General features: G+C 45.9%; 13 protein-coding genes. 11 read left to right on the top strand and 2 right to left on the bottom strand.

All coding sequences use genetic code 11. The features are described from left to right. The first annotated feature begins 66 nt into the window (after window positions 1–66). Together fucO and G632_RS19400 are read left to right on the top strand one after the other, a co-directional pair. Window positions 67–1,212 carry a lactaldehyde reductase gene (gene fucO / locus G632_RS0108630; RefSeq protein ID WP_022768620.1) on the top strand — a complete coding sequence of 382 codons (1,146 nt, stop codon included), beginning with the start codon at window positions 67–69 and terminating at the stop codon, window positions 1,210–1,212. Window positions 1,213–1,847: 635 nt separating this feature from the next. Beyond that, window positions 1,848–3,998 (top strand): glycoside hydrolase family 3 protein, encoded by a 2,151-nt coding sequence (locus G632_RS19400; RefSeq protein ID WP_022768618.1) that lies wholly within the window; start codon window positions 1,848–1,850, stop codon window positions 3,996–3,998. A 145-nt stretch (window positions 3,999–4,143) separates the two neighbouring features. Here the strand turns inward: G632_RS19400 and G632_RS0108615 are convergent, their stop codons facing one another. Next, window positions 4,144–5,535, bottom strand: coding sequence for an MFS transporter (locus G632_RS0108615; RefSeq protein WP_022768617.1), 1,392 nt, complete (start codon window positions 5,533–5,535; stop codon window positions 4,144–4,146). 177 nt (window positions 5,536–5,712) lie between these two features. Between G632_RS0108615 and G632_RS0108610 the strand changes: the two genes are divergently transcribed. Further along, window positions 5,713–7,230, top strand: coding sequence for a hypothetical protein (locus G632_RS0108610; protein ID WP_022768616.1), 1,518 nt, complete (start codon window positions 5,713–5,715; stop codon window positions 7,228–7,230). 66 nt (window positions 7,231–7,296) lie between these two features. Here G632_RS0108610 and G632_RS21140 read toward each other — a convergent pair whose 3' ends face one another. Further along, the gene (locus G632_RS21140) at window positions 7,297–8,271 is read right to left on the bottom strand and encodes an AraC family transcriptional regulator (RefSeq protein ID WP_022768615.1); all 975 of its coding nucleotides are present in this window, start codon (window positions 8,269–8,271) and stop codon (window positions 7,297–7,299) included. Window positions 8,272–8,544: 273 nt separating this feature from the next. Here G632_RS21140 and G632_RS19390 point away from each other — a divergent pair, with 273 nt between their 5' ends. The 8 genes from G632_RS19390 to leuS all read left to right on the top strand — a co-directional run bounded on the left by G632_RS19390 (window position 8,545) and on the right by leuS (window position 20,422). Then, window positions 8,545–10,011 (top strand): extracellular solute-binding protein, encoded by a 1,467-nt coding sequence (locus tag G632_RS19390; protein WP_022768614.1) that lies wholly within the window; start codon window positions 8,545–8,547, stop codon window positions 10,009–10,011. Between the two features lie 102 nt (window positions 10,012–10,113). Further along, entirely contained in the window at window positions 10,114–11,028 is a 915-nt protein-coding gene (locus G632_RS0108595) for a carbohydrate ABC transporter permease (RefSeq protein WP_022768613.1), read from the top strand. A 1-nt stretch (window position 11,029) separates the two neighbouring features. Next, on the top strand, window positions 11,030–11,896 hold the full coding sequence (locus G632_RS0108590) for a carbohydrate ABC transporter permease (RefSeq protein ID WP_022768612.1): 867 nt from the start codon (window positions 11,030–11,032) through the stop codon (window positions 11,894–11,896). A 32-nt stretch (window positions 11,897–11,928) separates the two neighbouring features. After that, on the top strand, window positions 11,929–13,923 hold the full coding sequence (locus tag G632_RS0108585) for a right-handed parallel beta-helix repeat-containing protein (RefSeq protein WP_022768611.1): 1,995 nt from the start codon (window positions 11,929–11,931) through the stop codon (window positions 13,921–13,923). A 178-nt stretch (window positions 13,924–14,101) separates the two neighbouring features. After that, on the top strand, window positions 14,102–14,932 hold the full coding sequence (locus G632_RS0108580) for a hypothetical protein (RefSeq protein ID WP_022768610.1): 831 nt from the start codon (window positions 14,102–14,104) through the stop codon (window positions 14,930–14,932). A 24-nt stretch (window positions 14,933–14,956) separates the two neighbouring features. Then, window positions 14,957–16,657, top strand: a complete 1,701-nt coding sequence (locus G632_RS0108575; protein WP_026512481.1) for a MutS-related protein — start codon at window positions 14,957–14,959, stop codon at window positions 16,655–16,657. Between the two features lie 19 nt (window positions 16,658–16,676). Then, window positions 16,677–17,945, top strand: coding sequence for an SLC13 family permease (locus tag G632_RS0108570; protein WP_022768609.1), 1,269 nt, complete (start codon window positions 16,677–16,679; stop codon window positions 17,943–17,945). Between the two features lie 47 nt (window positions 17,946–17,992). Further along, a complete protein-coding gene (leuS, locus tag G632_RS0108565) occupies window positions 17,993–20,422 on the top strand; it encodes a leucine--tRNA ligase (protein WP_022768608.1) in 2,430 nt (809 codons plus the stop codon). The last annotated feature ends 685 nt before the right edge of the window (window positions 20,423–21,107 follow it).

Raw genomic sequence — 21,107 nt, 5'->3', positions numbered from 1 at the left:
TGAGTCACCGGGGACGTTTCAGTTTGACTCAAAAATATATCAATTCACAAGAAGGAGGGTTATAAAATGGCAGATCGTATCGTTTTAAACACCGTGTCTTACCACGGAGCGGGGGCAATCAAGGAGATAGTAGGAATTGCTCAGCAGAAAGGATTCAAGCATGTATTCGTTGCTTCAGATCCTGACCTTATCAAGTTTGGGGTAACAGCTAAGGTTACAGATCTTTTGGACGAGGCTAAGATTCCTTACACTGTTTACTCAAACATCAAGCCCAATCCCACAATTGAGAACGTTCAGAGTGGTGTTAAGGCATTCAAGGAGTGCGGTGCAGATTCAATCATCACCATCGGCGGCGGATCCTCAATGGATACAGCTAAAGCTATCGGCGTTATCATCACAAACCCTGAGTTTGAGGATGTAAGAAGCCTTGAGGGCGTTGCTCCTACCAAGAACCATGCGGTTCCAACAATCGCAGTTCCTACAACAGCCGGAACAGCAGCTGAGGTTACAATCAATTACGTTATCACAGACGTTGAGAAGAAGCGTAAATTCGTTTGCGTCGACACCAACGATATTCCTGAAGTTGCCATCGTTGATCCTGATATGATGAGCTCAATGCCTAAGGGCCTTACAGCTTCAACAGGTATGGATGCACTCACACACGCTATCGAGGGATACACAACAAGAGGTGCCTGGGAGCTTACAGATATGTTCCACTTAGAGGCAATCAAGCTTATCGGCGCTAACCTTCGTGATGCAGTTGAGAACAAGCCTGAGGGAAGAAAAGGAATGGCTATGGCTCAGTACATCGCAGGAATGGGCTTCTCAAACGTAGGTCTTGGAATCGACCACGCTATGGCACACACTCTTTCAGCATACTATGACACACCTCACGGTGTTGCATGTGCTATGTTCCTTCCAATCTCAATGGAATTCAACCGCGACTACACAGGTGAGAAGTACAGAGAGATTGCAAGAGTTCTCGGCGTTAAGGGTGTTGACGAGATGAGCCAGGAAGAGTATCGTGATGCAGCTATCAACGCTGTTAAGCAGCTCTCCAAGGATGTTGGAATTCCTGAGAAGAACGAGAAGATCAAGGAAGAAGATCTTGATCAGCTTGCAACAGATGCTCTTGCAGATGCATGCTATCCCGGAAATCCCAGAGAGGCTACTAAAGAGCAGGTTATCGAGATGTTCAGAATGCTTATGTAATTTTTGTACCGGTTGTGCTTATTGTGCTTATTGCGCGCTCCGCTTACGGCGGGGCGCGTTTTTTGTGCTCCTGATTTTGAGCCCCGGGGACGGAGTCAAGGGCTCATTTTTTTGACCCCTGGGGACGGAGTCAAGGGCTCATTTTTGACCCCTGGGGACGGGGGTTAGGGACCATTTTGGGTAGATGCACATCGGAATACATCACAAGAATGGTTATATTGATCCGTTGGTTTGAATTGATTTTTGAAAAGCATCACAAGAGTTTCTATATGAAAAAATAGTTGGAAATTGCAAAGATTATTTAGGGGCTGGGGGCAAGAAAACTTGATGCCTAGGGCTTTTCATACATCACAACTACCGGCCTACGGATATCATGTGATGCAGTTACTCATTGAGAATGAAAATCACTTTTTACAATTTCCAACTATTTTTTATATAGAGAAATATTGTGGGGTGGCCGAAATTACGTTTCCAACCAAGACCCTGTTCATTGGCCTGTTGTGATGCACTATCTGCTTGCCCCTGTGTAATAGATGGTAATGAAGTGTGATAGAATTAATTATGAGTCAAACTGAAACGTCACCGGTGACTCAATAATAGTAATACAATTTGTGGTAAAGACTGGAGATAGATATATGAAGCTTAGCAAGAAAAAGCTTATTCCATTTATTCTGGCGGCAGTAATTCTGTGCAGTATTGTTTTGATGAGTGGCTGCAGAGACAGTGATGCAATTGATAAAAAGCCGGATGAAGAAACAACTCAGATTATAGACAATACATCAGAAAACATAGTTGGAAATTCATCTGAAAATGCAACTGAAACAACCGACCCAAAAACAACTGATTCATCAGGAGATATAACAGACAATCCAGAAGATAAAGCAATAGATGATGAAACCAACCAAAACCTCGACGCAGTCATCTCAGCCATGTCCATGGATGAAAAGATATCTCAACTGATAATCCCCGCAATCCGAACCTGGAATGATGCAGACGTCACTGACCTTAGCGCTGCACCGGAACTTGCAAGCGCCCTCACAAACCATCAGTACGGCGGAATCATCCTCTTTGGCGGAAATATCACAGGAGCTGAGCAGGCAACAAGACTTGTTTATGACCTTCAGGAAAACAACATGCAGATAGAGGACGCATCAGCCCACATCCCATACCTGATGCCCGTTGACGAAGAGGGCGGAATTGTCATCCGCCTTAACACCGGAACAAGAATGACCGGAAACATGGCAATCGGAGCCACAACAGATGCGACTGCGAACGCAGAAATAACCGGTAGCATTCTTGGCGAAGAACTTGCTGCAATTGGCTTTAATACTGACTTTGCGCCGGTAATTGACGTGAACAATAATCCGGCGAACCCTGTTATAGGAACAAGGTCTTTTTCTGATGATCCTGAAATCGTGGCGAGCCTGGGCGCAGCATATTCGAAGGGACTATCCGGTAGCAATATAATCGCCACCTACAAGCATTTCCCCGGACACGGCGATACCGAAGTGGACAGCCACATAGGGACTCCGTCGGTGGAAAAGACCTATGAAGAGCTTAAGGAAAACGAACTTGTGCCCTTCAAAAAAGTCATAGATGACGGCGCGGACATGATAATGACAGCCCACATAACCTATCCTCTAATCGATGAGGAGAAGACCTTTGGTGACGGGCAGACCAAGGGCTTTTTCCCCGCTACGATGTCTAAGAAGATGATCACCGACATCCTCCGCACGGACCTCGGCTATGACGGCGTCGTTGTGACGGATGCCTTGGAGATGGGCGCAATATCTACAGCAGGACTTGTTCCGGGAAAAGAGAATTCGGAGGAATATGGTGTTGGAATTGCGGCGGAGGTTATAAATGCCGGTGTGGACATGCTTTTGCTTCCGCTTGATCTCAACAGCTTGGCAGCAGCAGATTATTACGATGATTATATTGCAGGGATAGCTGACAAAGTGGCCTCGGGTGATATTAGTGAAAAGAGAATTGATGAGAGCGTTAAACGCATCTTAAGGCTCAAGGCCAAATACGGAATATACGACCCGGATGGAGTGCCTAAAGAAGCTGCGTCAATTGATGAGAGAGTCGCAAAGTGCAAGGAGATAGTCGGATCCAAAGAACACCATGAAAAAGAAATAGAGCTTGCAAGGCAGGCTGTTACTGTAGTTAAGAATGATGGGGATGTTCTTCCGATTAAAGATGATACAAAGAAGGTTGTGATATTAGGGCGTCAGGCAGGCGATGCCACTGCGATAAAATTCGCGTTTGGCGAACTGGTAAAGAGTGCTGAAGTAGATTACTACTACGATTCTTCCGTGGGTGCGATCATGCATTACACCGAGAGCATGAAGAAAAAAGTTCGTGCTGCAGATTATGTCATCGCATTTTCTTATGCCTCCGGAAGCAGCGCACTTGATAAGAGTGACTCTCAGTTTATTGCATTGCATGAAGCTATGTCTGACACTCATAAAGCCGGAGGAAAGTTTATTCTGGTCAGTGAGAATCTGCCCTATGACGCGGCGGTTTATCAGGATGCCGATGCAATTGTCCTTGCTTATATGGGTGCCGGGCTCAATGTTGACCCGACAAGAGATAAGGAAAGCGAAAACGGGATGAGCGCTCGAAATGCCAACGTAGTCGCTGCAATCGAGACAATCTTCGGGGCCAATACGCCAAAGGGCCACCTTCCTGTCAATGTTCCTGTAGTGGAGGAATCGGAAGATGGCACCCTTAAGTATGGTACGAAGTATTTGTATGAAAGAGGCTTCGGCCTGACCTATTGAACGAATTAGGGGAGTCAGTTGGGATGGTTCGGTGTGAGTCAGTGGGGACGTTTCAGTTTGACTCATTTTGCTTCACAAAATGAGTCAAACTGAAACGTCCCCACTGACTCACACCGAACCATCCCCATTGACTCCCCGGACTTTTTTATCTATATGTGTCGGCGGTAATATTATCCAGATCGGCATCCTTAGTCTCTTTTACCTTAACAAGCAGTATAACCAGGCTAAACACCATGAACGGCAGGCAGATGATCATGAAAAGAACATCCATAGGCAGGAAGTTCTGGCACACAATGAACAGTGCCTGGCCCAGGAACATTCCGGCTCCGATGAGAACTGAGATGGTACCCATAACTGAGGAGCGCATGCCTGATGGAGTTGACTCTGCAGGCATTGTCAGGATAAGTGTGTCGGACATTGACCAGAGACCGCCGATTGAGCAGCCGTAAGCAATTCCGGCAGCGATGGGACCAAAGCCGAGTCTGCAGGAGAGCACAAAGGCTAAAAGACCGACAATGGTAAGTCCGCCGAGGATCAGACACACCTTTTTACGTCCGAGCTTATCGGAAAAGAATCCGCTCAGGATCGTCACAAGTCCGTTAAAGAACGGATAGATCACCAGCGCAGTAGCCACCATATCTGTGGACATGGCGCCTTCCAAAACAGTTGCATAATATGAAGTGTAGAAAGTGGTTGCAAAAAAGATAAAGCCTGCAATCAGGATCCACCTCAGCTGTCTGTTGGTAAAGATAAATCGGATGGCCTTGAAAACACCGCCTTCTTCTGATGTACCGTTTGCCTTGTCATCTTTTTTCTTTTGCTCACGCTCTTCATCTGTCAGTGAGAGATAACCAATTCGCTGCTCCACAAATACAGGAGTCTCACGCATAAAGAAATATGAAAGAAAGCCAATAATCAGCGCGGATACCACCGGTATAAGGTAGACCATGCGCCAGCTTGAAGGAACGGTTTCCTTAAGGAACATCCGCGAGAACACTCCGATCAGTGACACGCTCACAAGTGCAATTCCTTTTGCGATAAAGCTGTAGGTGGCACGCTTTTCTTTTGGCGCAGTCTCCATGATATAAAGCACCTGCATATCGTTTGGTGTAAAGAACATCATAAAGAGCATTCCCAGAATGTACCAGACCACGTTCTGTGCGGTCATGACGATACACATTCCAAGCCCCATGCCGATTGTGTTCAGCATAAGAAAGAGCTTTCGGCCGTACTTGTCAGACAGTGCCTTATAGAACGGTGTGATAATAAGAAGCAGATTTGAAAAGACCTGAATAGGAGCCACAACGTTAAATGCACTTGTGTACTCCGGTGAATTGACGTTTCTTGAAGTGATGTTAAAAAGATCGAATAGCACATAGGGCTGCATTGCAGCATTCATGTTGGAGGTGATCTCATCCACGATATAGATTATCGTGAGAACCACCATTGCAAATCCGATGTAGTGGAGTGGCTTTTTTCTTGCCGCCTCCGCCTGTAGCTTTGATAGTTGTCTTAGTTCTTTTTCCTTGTTTGCCATATGTTTCCCCTTCCCCCTTTTGGTGGTCTGCCACCAACTATAATTATAATATTTTTTGAAATAAACAGGAACCAATATTATTTTTTAAGTTTCTTTTAGGTTCGGGTGCCATAATCTCTTTTAGATTAAGAAATAACATGTAAAAAGACATGGATGAATAAACAAGGAGATTTTGACATGAAGAAAAGAGACATCAAAAGAATTTTATCAATAGGAATGGTTACAGTTATGTGTGCAGCAGTTACTGCCTGTGGCGAGGCAGGAGCGAGCACAGCCGGCACTACAACAACTGTTTCAGAAGACACAGCAGCTCCGACAGGAGAAGCACCGGAGGGCGGAGCAATCGACGGACAAGCACCAGATGGACAAGCGCCTGATGGACAGGCACCAGATGGCCAGGCTCCTGGCAACCCACCGGAAGGCGGAGCACCTGACGGCCAGGCACCGGGCAATCCTCCCGGAGGCGGATTCGGCGGCGGAAGCAGCAGTGCAGATATAGATTACACAGGAGCTGAGGAGATAACTTCAGCAGACACACAAAAAGATCAGACTTATGCCAGCACCACAGCAGATGAGAGCGCACTTCTTATCAGCACATCAGATGATGTGACAATCACCAATCCGACAGTCACCAAGACCGGCGACTCTGACGGTGGAGATAACTGCAACTTCTACGGGCTCAATGCAGCAGTACTTGTAAAAGACGGATCCACAACAACCATCACAGGTGGAAGTGTGACATCAGATGCTGACGGCGCCAACGGTGTCTTTTCCTACGGCGGAAACGGCGGCCAGAACGGAGCTACAGGTGACGGAACAAAGGTCATTATCTCAGATACAAAGATTACGACAACAGGCGATGGATCAGGTGGTATCATGACTACCGGCGGCGGAATCACAGAAGCGTACAACCTTACTGTTGAGACCAGCGGCAGATCATCAGCTGCCATCAGAACAGACAGAGGTGGCGGAACGGTTACCGTTGATGGCGGATCTTATACAACTAATGGACTTGGATCACCAGCAATCTACTCAACTGCAGACATTACGGTGTCTAATGCAACTCTTACATCAAACCTTTCAGAAGGCGTATGCATTGAGGGTATCAACTCAATTACACTTAATGACTGCGACATGACTGCAAACAACACCGACACAAACGGTAATGCTACATTCTACGATACAATCATGATCTATCAGTCAATGTCAGGTGATGCGGATAGCGGAACTTCTACATTTACCATGAACGGCGGAAGTCTTACCAGCAAGAACGGCCATGTCTTCCACGTTACAAATACATCGGCAGTTATCAATTTAAGTGGTGTGAATATCATCAATAAAGATGCGGATAACATCCTTCTGTCAGTTTGCGCAGATGGTTGGACAGGTGACACTAACAAGGCGACTCTCAACGCAGATGCTCAGGATCTCGAAGGCACAATCCTTGTAGGAAGTGATTCAGAGCTGACACTCAACCTCGCTAACGGTTCAAGCTTTACCGGCTCCATCGGTGGAAACATCACCAATGCCAAGGGCGATACTGTATCAACAGAGGTCGGAACAGTAGCTGTATCAATCGACAAGAACAGCATATGGACACTTACAGCAGATACTTACATCACATCTTTTGATGGTGATATATCAAGCGTAAATACAAACGGATATACTCTTTACGTCAACGGCGTAGCAATGTAAAAGACAAGCCGGTTCCATGATATGGGGCCGGCTGTTTTTATGATCCCCTGACTCCGTCCCCAGGGCTCACACTACACCTGCGAAATGGGCGTTGGCGCTTAAGGGGTGGTGTTCTTCGTTCAGCATCCTGAACTGTGATGGCGGATAGCCGGTGCTCTTTTTGAAGGCCCTGGTGAATGCTGTGCTGCTGGCAAAGCCCGCCTGATAGGAGATGTCGGTGATGGACAGCTCCGGGTTTGATAAAAGTGTTTGGGCATAGTTTATGCGCATCTGCTGAAGATACTGATAAAATGTTGCTCCGGTATAGTCGCTGAAAATCCTCTCGAAATGGTATTTGCTGAAGCCTGCGTAGGCTGCGATGCTCTCAAGGGTAAGGTCTTCGGTGAAATGCTCCGAGATATAAGCGCATACGTTGCTAAGAGGAATGCTGTTTTTAAAAGTGCCTGACTCTGCAGATAAAGCCGATCCCTGGAAAAGAGAAAGGTTCTTGCCACAGTAGGAAATGAACTGCATCAGTATTGAGTAAATCTCAATCTCGTCGTAGGGTTCAAGCCTGGTAAAGGCAATTGATGTGTCGTCATCATCAATCTGATCCAGCTGCTTTTGCAGAGCAGAACCGAAATATAACTTCATAATTTCATCAATATATTTACAGAGCCTGTCATACACATCCGTAGGACAGGTCTTTTTCTTTATATGAAGAGCAGGAGACATAAGTCTGAATGCTTTCTCAATTTCTTTTAGCGTAATGATCCCTGAAAAGTCGGCCTGAATATAGACCCTTGCACCCGGAGTCGGGGAAAAGATCTCGTGGAGAACCGCAGGGCAGATCATGAGGATATCATCTATCTCGACGTCATAGGTCTGATTTCCGCAGACAACCCTGTAGGGAGCTTCCTTGGGAATGATGATCTCGATGTCCGTGTGCCAGTGCGGAGGAAAGTCGGAATGAAGACGGTTTATGAACATACGAAGATTGGTGCCAACCTTATGATTGACCTTTTCTTTGGCACTGAAACTTAAGTCGAGCTGACTCTTCATACAGATATCCTCCTATCACGATTCTCATAGGCTAAAAATTGCCATAATTCTAAACAGAATATAAATAAAAAGCCTAAATAGTTGCCTTTTTAATGGGTATTATAGCATACAAATTGCGAAATAAATAAAAAATTATGAGCATGTTGCACATTTCAGATAGCAATTTTTGCATGGTGCATAGCAATTATTTGTGAGCATTATTTCGTGAACTCCTTTAAAGTTAAGTCATCGGGGGCAGAAATTATCTGCTAAGAAAAAATAGGAGGGTATAGTATGAGAAATAAAATAATGGCAGTTTTATTTGCATCGGTATTGTCAGTAACAACACTGGCAGGCTGTGGAAGCCAGCCTACAGCTCCGGCAGGAGGCGCTTCTGACACAGGCGCAGCACAGACTGCACAGACAGACACAGCAAAGGCAGATGCTACAACAGCAGATGCACCGGCAGCATCAGCAGGAAAACAGACGGATGGCAAGAATCTTCCTGAGCTTACAACAGAGCCTATGACAATCACTCTTTGGGACATATCCACTGAGGATCCCAACAAGTCTATCTCAGAAGGCGCAGTTGCAAGATTCATGGCTGACTATCCTAACATCACAATCAACCAGGTTCATCAGCAGAACGACAACTACAAGCAGCAGCTGGTTGTAGCAATGAGTTCAGGACAGTGTCCTAACATCTACTGCCACTGGGGCGGCGGTCCTATGGCTGAGTACTACAAGTCAGGCTTTGCAAATGACATCACAGATATGTATGCAAAGTACGATCATCCTGAGTTCGTAGATGCTGCAGTTGCACAGTCAACTTACGATGGCAAGATGCTTGCGATTCCTTTCAGCGGACTTACAGGCTGTGACATTTTCTACAACAAGACAATATTTGCCCAGCTCGGTATCGAAGTTCCTACAACCATCGATGAGCTCGAGGCAGTTTGCGAAAAGCTTAAAGAAAACGGAATCATTCCTTTCTCACTTGCAAACGCATCAAAGTGGACAGGATCTATGTACTACATGTACCTCGTAGCACGTCACTCAGGAAATGCTGAGTTCGATGCAGCCTACACACAGGAAAACGGCGGTTCATTCACAAGCCCTGCATTCATCTATGCCGGCACAAAGATCCAGGATTGGGTTAAGAAGGGATACTTCCCTGACGGCGTTAACTCCCTTTCAGCAGATGATAACCAGGACAGAGCACTCCTCTATGACGGATCTGCAGCAATGATGCTTCACGGCTCATGGCAGGTTGGCGGAATCAAAGCTGATAACGAAGAGTGGTACAACGAGAATATCGGCGTTTTCCGTTTCCCGGAAGATACAGAAGCTAAGGCAGCAGGCGTTCCTCAGAACGTTGAGATCGGAACAGCCATCGGTATGGGACTTACATTTAACTGCTTCAAAGAAGACGGATCTGTTGATCAGGATATGCTTGATGCCTGCTACGTACTTGCAACTCAGTACTTCAATGATGATACCTACAACGCAGCACAGGTTGCAGCAGGAACAGTTCCTTCAATCAAGGGCTTCAACGAGAACATCGAAGATCCTAACAACAAGTACATCATCGATGAGTTCTTCAAAGCATCAAACGTTCAGCTTTGGTACGACCAGTATCTTCCTGCATCTGTAACAGAAGTTCACAAGAACTGCATGACAGAACTCTTTGGACTTGAGAAGACTCCTGAGGAGATCGGACAGGAACAGGATGCAGCAATGCAGAAAGCTTTGGCGGAATAACACACATCCTTAAATATTTTAAACGCTGCCCACGGGGGAGATACTTTCCTGTGGGCAGTTTCCCATGAAAAGATAATTTTGACATAAATCAGGAGGATATATATGGGGAAGGGGAGTAGTAATATAGGGCTCGCAAAGGCTAAAGCCAAGAGTACAGCCCAGGCAGCGACGGTATTTCTTTTACCTGCGCTGATACTTATAGCGGTTTTCATCGTATATCCCGTCATTGATACTTTCTTGATCAGCGGATTTAAGTGGAACGGTATTTCAGCGGACAGGATATATATTGGTCTTGATAACTGGAATTCTCTCATACACGATGAGATGTTCTGGAAGTCTTTTACCCATAATCTCATCGTAATGGTTTTCTCAATCCTGTTGCAGATTCCCATTGGCATGCTTCTGGCTACATTTCTTGATGCCGGAGGCAGGAAATTCAATATCTTTAAGATCATATGGTTTTTGCCGTATCTTATGAGCTCGGTTGCCATCGCATTCCTCTTTGTATATGCGCTTGCGACCAACGGCGGACTTGTTTCCTCCCTCGCAACCATCATTCAGGGTAAAAGAACTACCGTCGACCTTCTCGGTACTGCACCAAATGCTCTTTACACCGTAATAGGGGTTATGGCGTGGCAGTTCACACCCTTTTATATGGTTTACTTTATTGCCGGCTACGGAAACATCGATACGACTATCTATGAAGCTGCGATCATCGACGGAGCAACAAGGGGACAGTACATCCGTCACATCGCGATTCCTCTTCTTGGCCCTATCTTCAAGACTGCCTGCACAATGTCACTTATCGGGTCACTTAAGTACTTTGATATGATCTGGAACATGACCCAGGGCGGACCGGCAGGCACTACAGAGCTCATGGCGACTTACATGTATAAGCTTTCCTTCCAGCAGTTCAATATGGGCTACGGCTCAACGGTTGCTGCAGGAATGTTCATACTGATCACGGCCATAGCACTTCTCTTTAATAGGGTATTCAAGGTTACGGAGGATTATTGATATGAGGGAAAAGACAATTCAGGATGATTATCGTGCATCCAAAATAAAATCAAGAATTGCATGGACCATAGCGATCATTTTTGCGGTTGTTTGGCTCGTCCTTACGCTTACGCCTTTCTTCTTCATGATAATGAACTCTTTCCGTAAGCAGTTTGACATGCTTCAGCAGGGTGTTTTTCATCTTCCGGACCCCTGGTATTTCCAGAACTATGTTGAGGTTGTTACCCATGGATTCTTTGGATATTTCCTGCGAAGCGTTATAGTGGTTGCGATTTCACTGGTGCTTATGCTTGTGATATCTGCATTTGCAGCATATCCTCTTGCAAGAATGAAGTTTAAGCTAAATGTCTTTATATATGCAACAATTGTGGCCATGATGTCGGTGCCTATGCATGTGACTTTGATACCTATCTTCAAGCTCACAACAGCTGTGGGCCTCTATGACAAACTCTGGTCACTGATCGGGCCTTACGTTGCATTTGCACTTCCGATGTCTGTCTTTATCCTGACAGCATTTATGAAAACAATCCCAAAGGAGATCGAGGAATCTGCAGAAATTGATGGTTGCAATCGCTTCCAGAATTTCTTTAAAATGATATTACCACTGTCCAAATCGGGATTATCAACACTGGCAATTTATAACGGCGTTTCAATGTGGAATGAGTTTGCATTTGCTAACACATTTCTCCTATCGCCGGAAAATAAGACTCTCCCTCTGGCACTTGGACAGTTCAAGGGTGAGCACTCACTTAACATACCTATCAACATGGCAGTTCTGACACTCTCAGTCCTTCCCATGATCATTTTGTTTATCGTTTTCCAGGATAAGCTGGTCAAAGGAATGATGGCAGGAGCAGTTAAGGGCTGAGCAAAAACTAATCGAGAAGAAAGAGGTCTTTTATGGTAATTTATGTTGATGCTAATGCAAAGCATGACGGCAACGGAAGTAAGAGTCTGCCCTTTAAGAGAATAAATGAGGCAGCAGCTGTTGCTAAGGCGGGCGATGAAGTCCTGGTTGCACCCGGAACTTACAGAGAATATGTAAATCCCGTAAATGCAGGAAGAGAAGATGCGCGCATTGTTTATAGGAGTCAGGAACCACTGGGCGCTGTTATCACAGGCGCAGAGAAGGTCACGGGCTGGACAAATTATAAGGGAGACGTTTGGACGGCAAGAGTTAAGAACGGTATTTTTGGCGGATACAATCCATACACAACTCTTGTTTACGGCGACTGGTATTTCGCAACTCCCAACAAGCACACAGGCTGTGTGTGGATAAATGACCGCGCTCTCTACGAGGCACTCAGCATTGAGGAGTGCGTGGCAGCAGAGGTTTATGACTGCTCCTGGGATCCGGAGAACTCCAAATGGAAATGGTATGCCGAGCAGGACAAGGAGAAGGATGAAACCGTATTCTACGCAAACTTTGGCGGCGCAGATCCGAACAAGGAAAACGTTGAGATCACCGTAAGGCGCGAGTGCTTTATGCCTGAAAAAGAGGGCGTTGGATATATTACAGTAACAGGCTTTAATATCAACAAAGCAGCAACTACCTGGGCTCCGCCTGCAGCTTATCAGGACGGAATGATCAGTCCTCACTGGAGCAAGGGCTGGATCATCGAGGACTGTGAGATCTGGGGAAGCAAGTGCGCAGGAATCTGTGTCGGACGCTACTACGATCCCGAGAACAGCAATTTCTATACAACCAAGCACGTTAAGAGTCCTACCCAGATGGAGAGGGATTCGGTCTGCCGTGGTCAGTACTATGGTTGGTTAAAAGAGAAGATTGGCGGACATATAATTCGCAGAAACAATATCCATCACTGTGAGCAGGGCGGAATCATCGGCCGTATGGGCGGTGTTTTCAGCATCATCGAGGACAACCATATCCATCACATCAACAACATGATGGAGCTGGGCGGCGCTGAGATCGCAGGTATCAAGATGCATGCAGCCATTGACGTTGTGATGAGACGAAACCACATCCACCACTGCACCATGGGAATCTGGTGCGACTGGGAAGCACAGGGAACAAGGATCACTCAGAACCTCCTTCATGACAATGAGCGTCCTTCATTTGCCAAGCAGCTTCAGGGCGGAATGACCTGTCAGGATATCTTCGTTGAGGTCAGCCACGGACCGACACTTATTGATAACAACATTCTCCTGTCCGATGTTTCACTCCGCATCGCAACTCAGGGCGTAGCTATGGTGCATAACCTCTGCGCAGGCTCATTTACCATGGTGGGAGAGGGAACAACCTGGAGATACACACCATACCATATGCCTCACAGAACAGAGGTTATGGGCTTTATGACAATACTTCACGGAGACGACCGAATCTACAACAATATCTTCATTCAGAAATGGCCTTCTGAGGATCTGGTTCTTGAGAACGACTCTGACCCGAGCCAGAAGCAGATTGAGAACAGAAAGGTCGGAACCTACTGTTTTGACGAGTATCCTACCTATGATGAGTGGATAGAGCAGTTTGATATGGATGAAGAGCATCCGAACATGATGAAGCATGCTGAGCCCCACTTTGGACATCTTCCTGTCTGGATTGATGGAAACGCATACTTCGAGGGTGCAAAAGCCTGGAAGAATGAGAAGAACTCTTTTGCTGATGAATCAGGAAAAGTATTTGTCGACGTTGTGGAGAAGGATGGAGGTTACTTCCTGGATACAAATATCTATGAAGTGCTTAAGGGCTTCAAAGCTGACATGATCTCAACAGATACTCTGGGTGAAGCTTTTGAGCCTTCACAGAAGTTCGAGAATCCTGATGGAACACCGATCACCTTTGATGTGGATTATCTTGGTGAACACAGGGGAACAGAAGTAATTCCCGGACCATTTGCAACTGCAGACGGAGCTTCAGAGAAGCTATACTAAATTGAACATGCTTATGTTATATCCCGCCCGGTCATTTCGACCGGGCGTTTTTGAGCCCTAGGGACGGAGTCAGGGGCTCATTTTTGACCCCTAGGGACGGAGGTAAAGGCGCAGCATAAAGAAACTCCCCTAGTGACTCACACATGCTATAATAGTTCCCAGAGGAGAAAATTGTATTATGAAGATAAAATGTGATTACTGCGGAAATACATACGAGGATACTCTGCACCAGTGTCCTGACTGCGGAGCTCCCAACCCTTCCCACAAAAACGAGAAGGGTCCCAAGACCATTGAAGAACTGCAGCAGTGGTACAAGTACAGAAATCTCCCGGCCCCTGAAGTGACACGATTTTTCATCGGCGTCGACTACAAGGAGCCAAGAGCTTTTGGTATCTATAAAGATGACAACGGAGATTTTATTGTCTACAAGAACAAAGGTGATGGCTCAAGAGCTGTTCGCTATCAGGGCAAGGATGAAGAATATGCTGTAAATGAGCTCTACCAGCGCCTTAAGGATGAGATCGTTCATCAGAAGGCGAACAATAAAGGTGGAGGTGTAACTCGCTCCGGTGGCGGAGGTGGTTTCGGATCAGGAGGGAGATCCGGTTCCGGCGGCGGTTTATTTAATGGTATAAGAAGTCTCTTTTACATAGTAGTCGTCATCATAATGATAAGTGTCTTTGTCAGCAGTCTTCGCGAAAACAGGCACAGAGGCTATTACAGATACGACAATGATGTCTACTACTACATAAGTGATGACTGGTACGTCTATGATGATGGCTGGCGGGAAGTCAGCAGTACTGCTCCCGGCCCTGCAACAATATCGGAGAACTATGATGAATACTATGTTTCAGATACCTGGGATTCATCAATGGGCACAACTGACTGGGATGAATCATCCTACTACGACAGATATCATTCATCCAGCGATGATAATGACTCAGACTACGATTGGGGCAGCGATGACAGCTGGGATTCCGGTGGAACTGACTGGGATTCTGACTGGTAATTCTTTTTTCACGGAGGGGACGACATGTCCGAGAAATACAGCCTTATCTTTCCTGACCAGAAACTTGAATATAAGAAACTCAGCGACCTCACTGTCCATGACATCGGCATGGACAGTGTTCTTATAAAGCTCTCTAAGGAAAAGAATGAGCAGACCTATATTACCAATGTCATGAAGCTCGTGACTGCCGATGCCCACAACGCGCAGTACAGGAGCGATGTCTTTGACGACATTTACAGAAACAAGGCCATGCGGGAAGAACTCTTAGAGCTTTTGGACCGCGTCAATTTCCTGAAAGAGTACGGCAGCTACAAGCATGACGGCGACCATGAACCCGGAGTCTGGGACCTGGTCCACAGGCTTGAGGAAATCCGCGACTATATAGACAGCATCGAGGCGATCCAGAAGTGCCTTGATGGCGCTGACCTTCATTCTGAGGGGCTTCTTGGGCTTAAGAAGTATGTAAACGACCTCTATGAGGACAACGGCTTCGAGGGCCTGAAAAAAGACATTGCAGAGCTCAAGGCAGATACCAACAATCTTAAGAGTGTAACAGTCGGCATCAACCTAAATGAACGCTTTGAAGCCAGCGGAATAGGCCTTATTTCCGTCAACAGCAGGCCATTCTCCAAGTCCACCATGGTCAAGCACTTTGTAGACAAGGTTTCGGCAAAAGACAATGTTCAGGCCTCCACTGACTGGGACGATAATTACAGATTTGATGAGATTCAGGCCAAGGCCCCACTGGGTACAGGTGCAGACTTTATTCCTCCTGTATTCAGCCCGCTTGCCATGATGAGCATGATGAAGGTGTCGGAAGCGGATGATACTACAAAGTCCGTCACCAACTACATGGATAAGATAACAGACAGGATGCTGAGCCAGACGGTCAAGCACCTTAGAACTGTTCTCAATAAATACACTATGGTCACCGTGACCGATATAACCGACCTGATGCCGGAGTTTATCTATTACATCAGGTGGGCTGAATATGTTGAAAGCATGACAGGGAAGGGAGCTGTCTTTTGCAAACCATGTGTCATTGAAGCCGGCAGCAGCGAAAAGTCCATGGATGCGCAGGGAATTTACAACATCAAACTCCTGACTGAGCATGCCGGCGAAACAGCTGCAGACATAGTTAAGAACAACCTTGATTTTACAGATGAGCACACGCTTTATATCCTGACCGGCGCCAACATGGGCGGTAAGACTACGATAACCCAGACCGTGGGACAGCTCTTTTTCATGGCACAGGGCGGAATCTATGTGCCCGGAACCAAATTTGAATATGTGCCTGTGGATGCAATTTACACGCACTTCCCGGCGGATGAGGACAAGACCATGGACCTCGGGCGCCTTGGCGAGGAGTGCAAGCGCTTTAAGGAGCTATACGAACCGGCTACGGGAAAGAGTCTTTTGCTGCTAAATGAAACTTTCTCAACCACTTCGTTTGAAGAGGGGTACTTCATTGCCAGGGACTGCTCCAAGGCAATCCTTAAAAAGGGCATCAGGACCATTTACAACACTCACATGCATAAGCTCGCCATCGAGATTGATGAGATCAACGATGACGCAGTTACTGCCAAGGCAGCATCCCTTGTGGTAAAGGCTGATGAGGGACGACGCCTTTATGAGGTAGAGGTCGGTCCGCCAAAGGGTCTTTCTTATGCAAAAGACATTGCGGAAAAATACGGAGTGACTTATGATATGTTATGTGAAAATTGAGAAAGAGAGGAAACTTTAATTGAAAACACTTGCAATAATTCTGTTTGTGGCAATGTATGTAGGGCTGATCACATTCCCCAAAAGGCGTGCGATCATAGCGCTAGCCGTTGCTGCAATATATATAATTACGGGGATACTTCCGTACAACACGGTATTTTCCGTTGTTGACTGGAACGTCCTACTGATGATTTTCGGTACTTTGCTACTTGTTGATTATTTCATCGATTCCAAGATGCCGAACCTGATCGCGGATCACCTATTGGATCTGGCACCCAACGTTATGTGGGTTACGATCTTCATGTCACTGTTCTCAGGTATCATTTCAGCATTTATCGACAACGTGGCTACACTCCTTATGGTTGCGCCCGTTGGACTTGCGGTTTGTAAAAAGCTTAAGATCAATCCGGTTCCTATGATCATTTCAATCGCAGTATCATCCAACCTTCAGGGAGCTGCAACACTGGTCGGTGATACTACATCAATCATGCTCGGCGCTTATGCCAAGATGGACTTCAACGATTTCTTCTGGATGAACGGAAGACCGGGTATCTTCTTTGCAGTTGAGCTTGGAGCTCTTTTAACCGTTCCGATCATGATGATCCTCTTTAGAAAAGACAAAGAGCCTGTATCTGCAGAAGAGAAGACAAAGGTTACAGATTATGTTCCTACCATCATGATGGTGGCACACGTAGTTCTCCTCATGGCTGCTTCATTCATTCCTGAGAAGCCTGAGATCACAAACGGTCTTATCTGTCTTGGATGTTCAATCGTAGGTATGGTTTGGGAGTACTTTAAGGATCACGATGCTGATCGAATCGTGAGAGTTGTCAAGAATCTTGATTATGACACTGTGCTTCTTCTTACAGGTCTTTTCATGGTAATCGGTGGAGTTACAAACGTTGGACTTGTTGACGATCTTGCAAACTTTATCGTTAAGGCAGGCGGAAACAATCTGTTCCTGCTGTTCACAATAGTAGTTTGGGGATCAGTTCTTATCTCTGCATTTATTGATAACATTCCTTACGTTGCTACCATGCTTCCTGTTCTTCAGGGAGTTACTGCATCCCTCGGAATTGCACCTTATCTTCTGTATTTCGGACTGCTATGCGGAGCAACACTTGGCGGAAACATCACTCCTGTAGGCGCAAGCTGCAACATCGCAGGCGTTGGAATGCTAAGAAAAGAGGGACACGAGGTTTCCTTCTGGGACTTTGCAAGGATTGGAATTCCATTTACCCTGGCAGCAGTTATCGGAGCGTATGTTTTCCTTTGGGTTTTGTGGAGATAATGGTATAATCGATTTTAATATTTTGAATATAAAGAGGAGCTTTAGTTATGGCAGAAGTATATAACCATCACGCAATTGAAAAGAAGTGGCAGAAATACTGGGAGGAGAATCAGACCTTTAAGACAGATGTCTGGGATTTTTCAAAGCCCAAGTATTATGCACTTGATATGTTTCCATATCCTTCAGGAGTAGGTCTTCACGCAGGTCATCCGGAAGGATACACAGCTACAGATATCATGTCACGTATGAAGCGTATGCAAGGATATAACGTTCTTCATCCCATGGGATACGACTCCTTCGGACTTCCTGCTGAGCAGTATGCTGTAACAACAGGTAATCATCCTGCAGGATTTACAGAGAAGAATATTCAGACCTTCAGTAAGCAGCTCAAAGAGCTCGGATTTGACTACGACTGGTCCAAGATGATCGCAACCAGTGATCCCAAGTTCTACAAGTGGACACAGTGGATCTTCAAAAAGCTCTACGAAGCAGGTTATGCTAAGCACATCGACATGCCTGTTAACTGGTGTGAGGAGCTTGGTACAGTTCTTTCAAATGATGAGGTTATTGACGGTAAGTCAGAGCGTGGCGGATACCCTGTTGTAAAGAAGATGATGAAGCAGTGGGTAATCGACCAGCAGGCATTTGCTGAGGAGCTTCTTGACGGCCTCAACGAGATCGACTGGCCTGAGTCAACAAAAGAGATCCAGAGAAACTGGATCGGTAAGTCAACCGGTGTAGAGGTTGATTTCAAGATTGTCGGCGGCGGAGAGTTCTCAATCTTCACCACATGTATCGAGACAATTTACGGTATCACATTCATGGTTCTTGCTCCCGACGGAGAGATTGTTAAGGGACTTATGGACCGCGTTGAGAATCCTGAAGAAGTTCAGGCATACATTGACGAGACACTCAAGAAGAACGACCTTGATCGTACAGATCTTAACAAGACCAAGTCAGGATGTCCTCTTAAGGGACTTTATGCTATCAACCCTGTAAACGGCAAGGAAGTTCCACTCTTTATCGGTGATTTCGTTCTTGCAAGCTACGGTACAGGTGCTGTTATGGCTGTACCTGCTCACGATCAGAGAGACTTTGAGTATGCAGAAGTTCATAAGCTTCCGCTTATCCAGGTAATCAACAATGCAGAGGGAACAGTTGATATTTCCGCACATGCATTTGAGAAGCAGGATTATCTCGGCAAGGGCTGCATCCTTATGAACTCTGAGGAGTTTGACGGCCTTACAGTAGAAGAGGCCAAGAAGGCTATTACCAAGAAGCTCGTAGATATGGGCGTTGCAAGAGAGAAGGTCAACTACCACTTCCGTGAGTGGATCTTCGCAAGACAACGTTACTGGGGCGAGCCTGTTCCATGTGTATACAAAGAGGACGGAAGCATCGTATTCCTCGATGATTCAGAGCTTCCTGTCATCCTTCCTGAGCTTGAAGATTACAAGGGCAAGAACGGTAAGGCTCCTCTTGAGAATGCAACAGAGTGGAAGGCCTATGACAAGAACGGACTTAAGGGCACAAGAGAGACATCAACAATGCCCGGTAGTGCAGGTTCTTCATGGTACTTCTTAAGATATATCGATCCGGATAACGATAAAGAGTTTGCTAATCAGGAGCTTCTTAAGCACTGGATGCCGGTTGACCTTTACATCGGCGGACCTGAGCATGCTGTAGGACACCTTATGTACTCACGTATCTGGAATAGATTCCTTTATCATAAGGGTCTTTCTCCTGTAAAAGAGCCTTTCAAGAAGCTCGTACATCAGGGAATGATCCTTGGCGAAAACGGAATCAAGATGGGTAAGAGATTCCCTGAGTTCGTTGTTAATCCAAGTGATATTGTTGAAGAGTACGGCGCTGACACACTTCGTCTCTACGAGATGTTCATGGGACCTCTTGAGGTTTCAAAACCCTGGAACTCAGCAGCAGTTACCGGCGCAAGAAAGTTCATAGGCCGTGTATATACATTCTTTACAGAGCCTTCTAATATTACTGAGCAGTCAGGCGGAAACCTCGAGAAGGTATATCACCAGACTGTTAAGAAGGTTTCAGGTGATTTTGAGGAACTTGGCTTCAACACAGCCATCGCCCAGATGATGATCTTCGTAAACGCAGTTTACAAGGAAGGCAAGTGCCCAAGAGAGTATGCTGAGAACTTCATCAAGATGTTCTCCTGCATCTGCCCTCACGTAGGTGAGGAGATCTGGCAGCTCCTTGGCCACGATAACACCATCGCATTTGAGCCATGGCCAACCTATGATGAGTCCAAGTGCGTTGAGGATACTGTTGAGATCGCAGTTCAGATCAACGGTAAGGTTAAAGAGAAGCTCTCCATCGGCAAGGAAGATCCTAAGGACGAAGTTATCGCCAAGGGTAAAGAGCTTATTGCTGATAAGCTTGAAGGCAAGACTATTGTTAAAGAGATTTATGTTCCCGGCAGGATTGTTAACATTGTTGTAAAGTGAGCCATGCAGCGAAATAAAAAAGGCCTCCACTCGTGCTTGCACGATGTGGAGGATTTTTTTGTTTCGGTATACGGCGAATGCCGTCAAGCGACACTAGAAGTGCAGAAATCTGTGATTTCGTTGCACTTCTGCGCACAGAGTGGGAATCGCCAGGGCGATTTCGAGCAGGCATGGCGGGGTAGAGGGATTCGCCATGCGATTTCGAGCGAGCATGGTCTCTATTGACTTATCGTGTAGACCAAAGTCATGCTCTTGTGCAAATATTTGATTTGGCATGACTTTGGAACCATGGAAAGTCATGCTCTTCTAAAAAATCTTGATATAGCATGACTATGTTATCATGCGCAACAAGAAAAAATGCTATTGGCATGACTTTCACTACAAATATATTCATGCCGAATAGGCGAATTGGTGCATCCGCATGACAAGCCCTAAAGTGCATGTCATGCCAGTTGATATTTTCCTCTATTGGCATGACTTTTGCTAACGCTTTTGAGTAAATTCATAAACAGTGCTGCGCTATTCAATATACAAGCTTGATCAAGTGCTTTATATGAGCGATATTACGTAAAATTCTTAAGATATACCCTCTTAAAATTAATAATTCTTCATAAATTCTTAAAGACTAATCAGTCTAAATTATGCTAATATCATCATCAGTCTGATACGGATTGTGAAGTATAAT

The sequence above is a fragment of the Butyrivibrio sp. NC2007 genome (genome assembly GCF_000421405.1).
In the GTDB taxonomy this organism is placed as follows: domain Bacteria; phylum Bacillota; class Clostridia; order Lachnospirales; family Lachnospiraceae; genus Butyrivibrio.
This window is presented reverse-complemented; position numbering and strand designations above follow the sequence as displayed.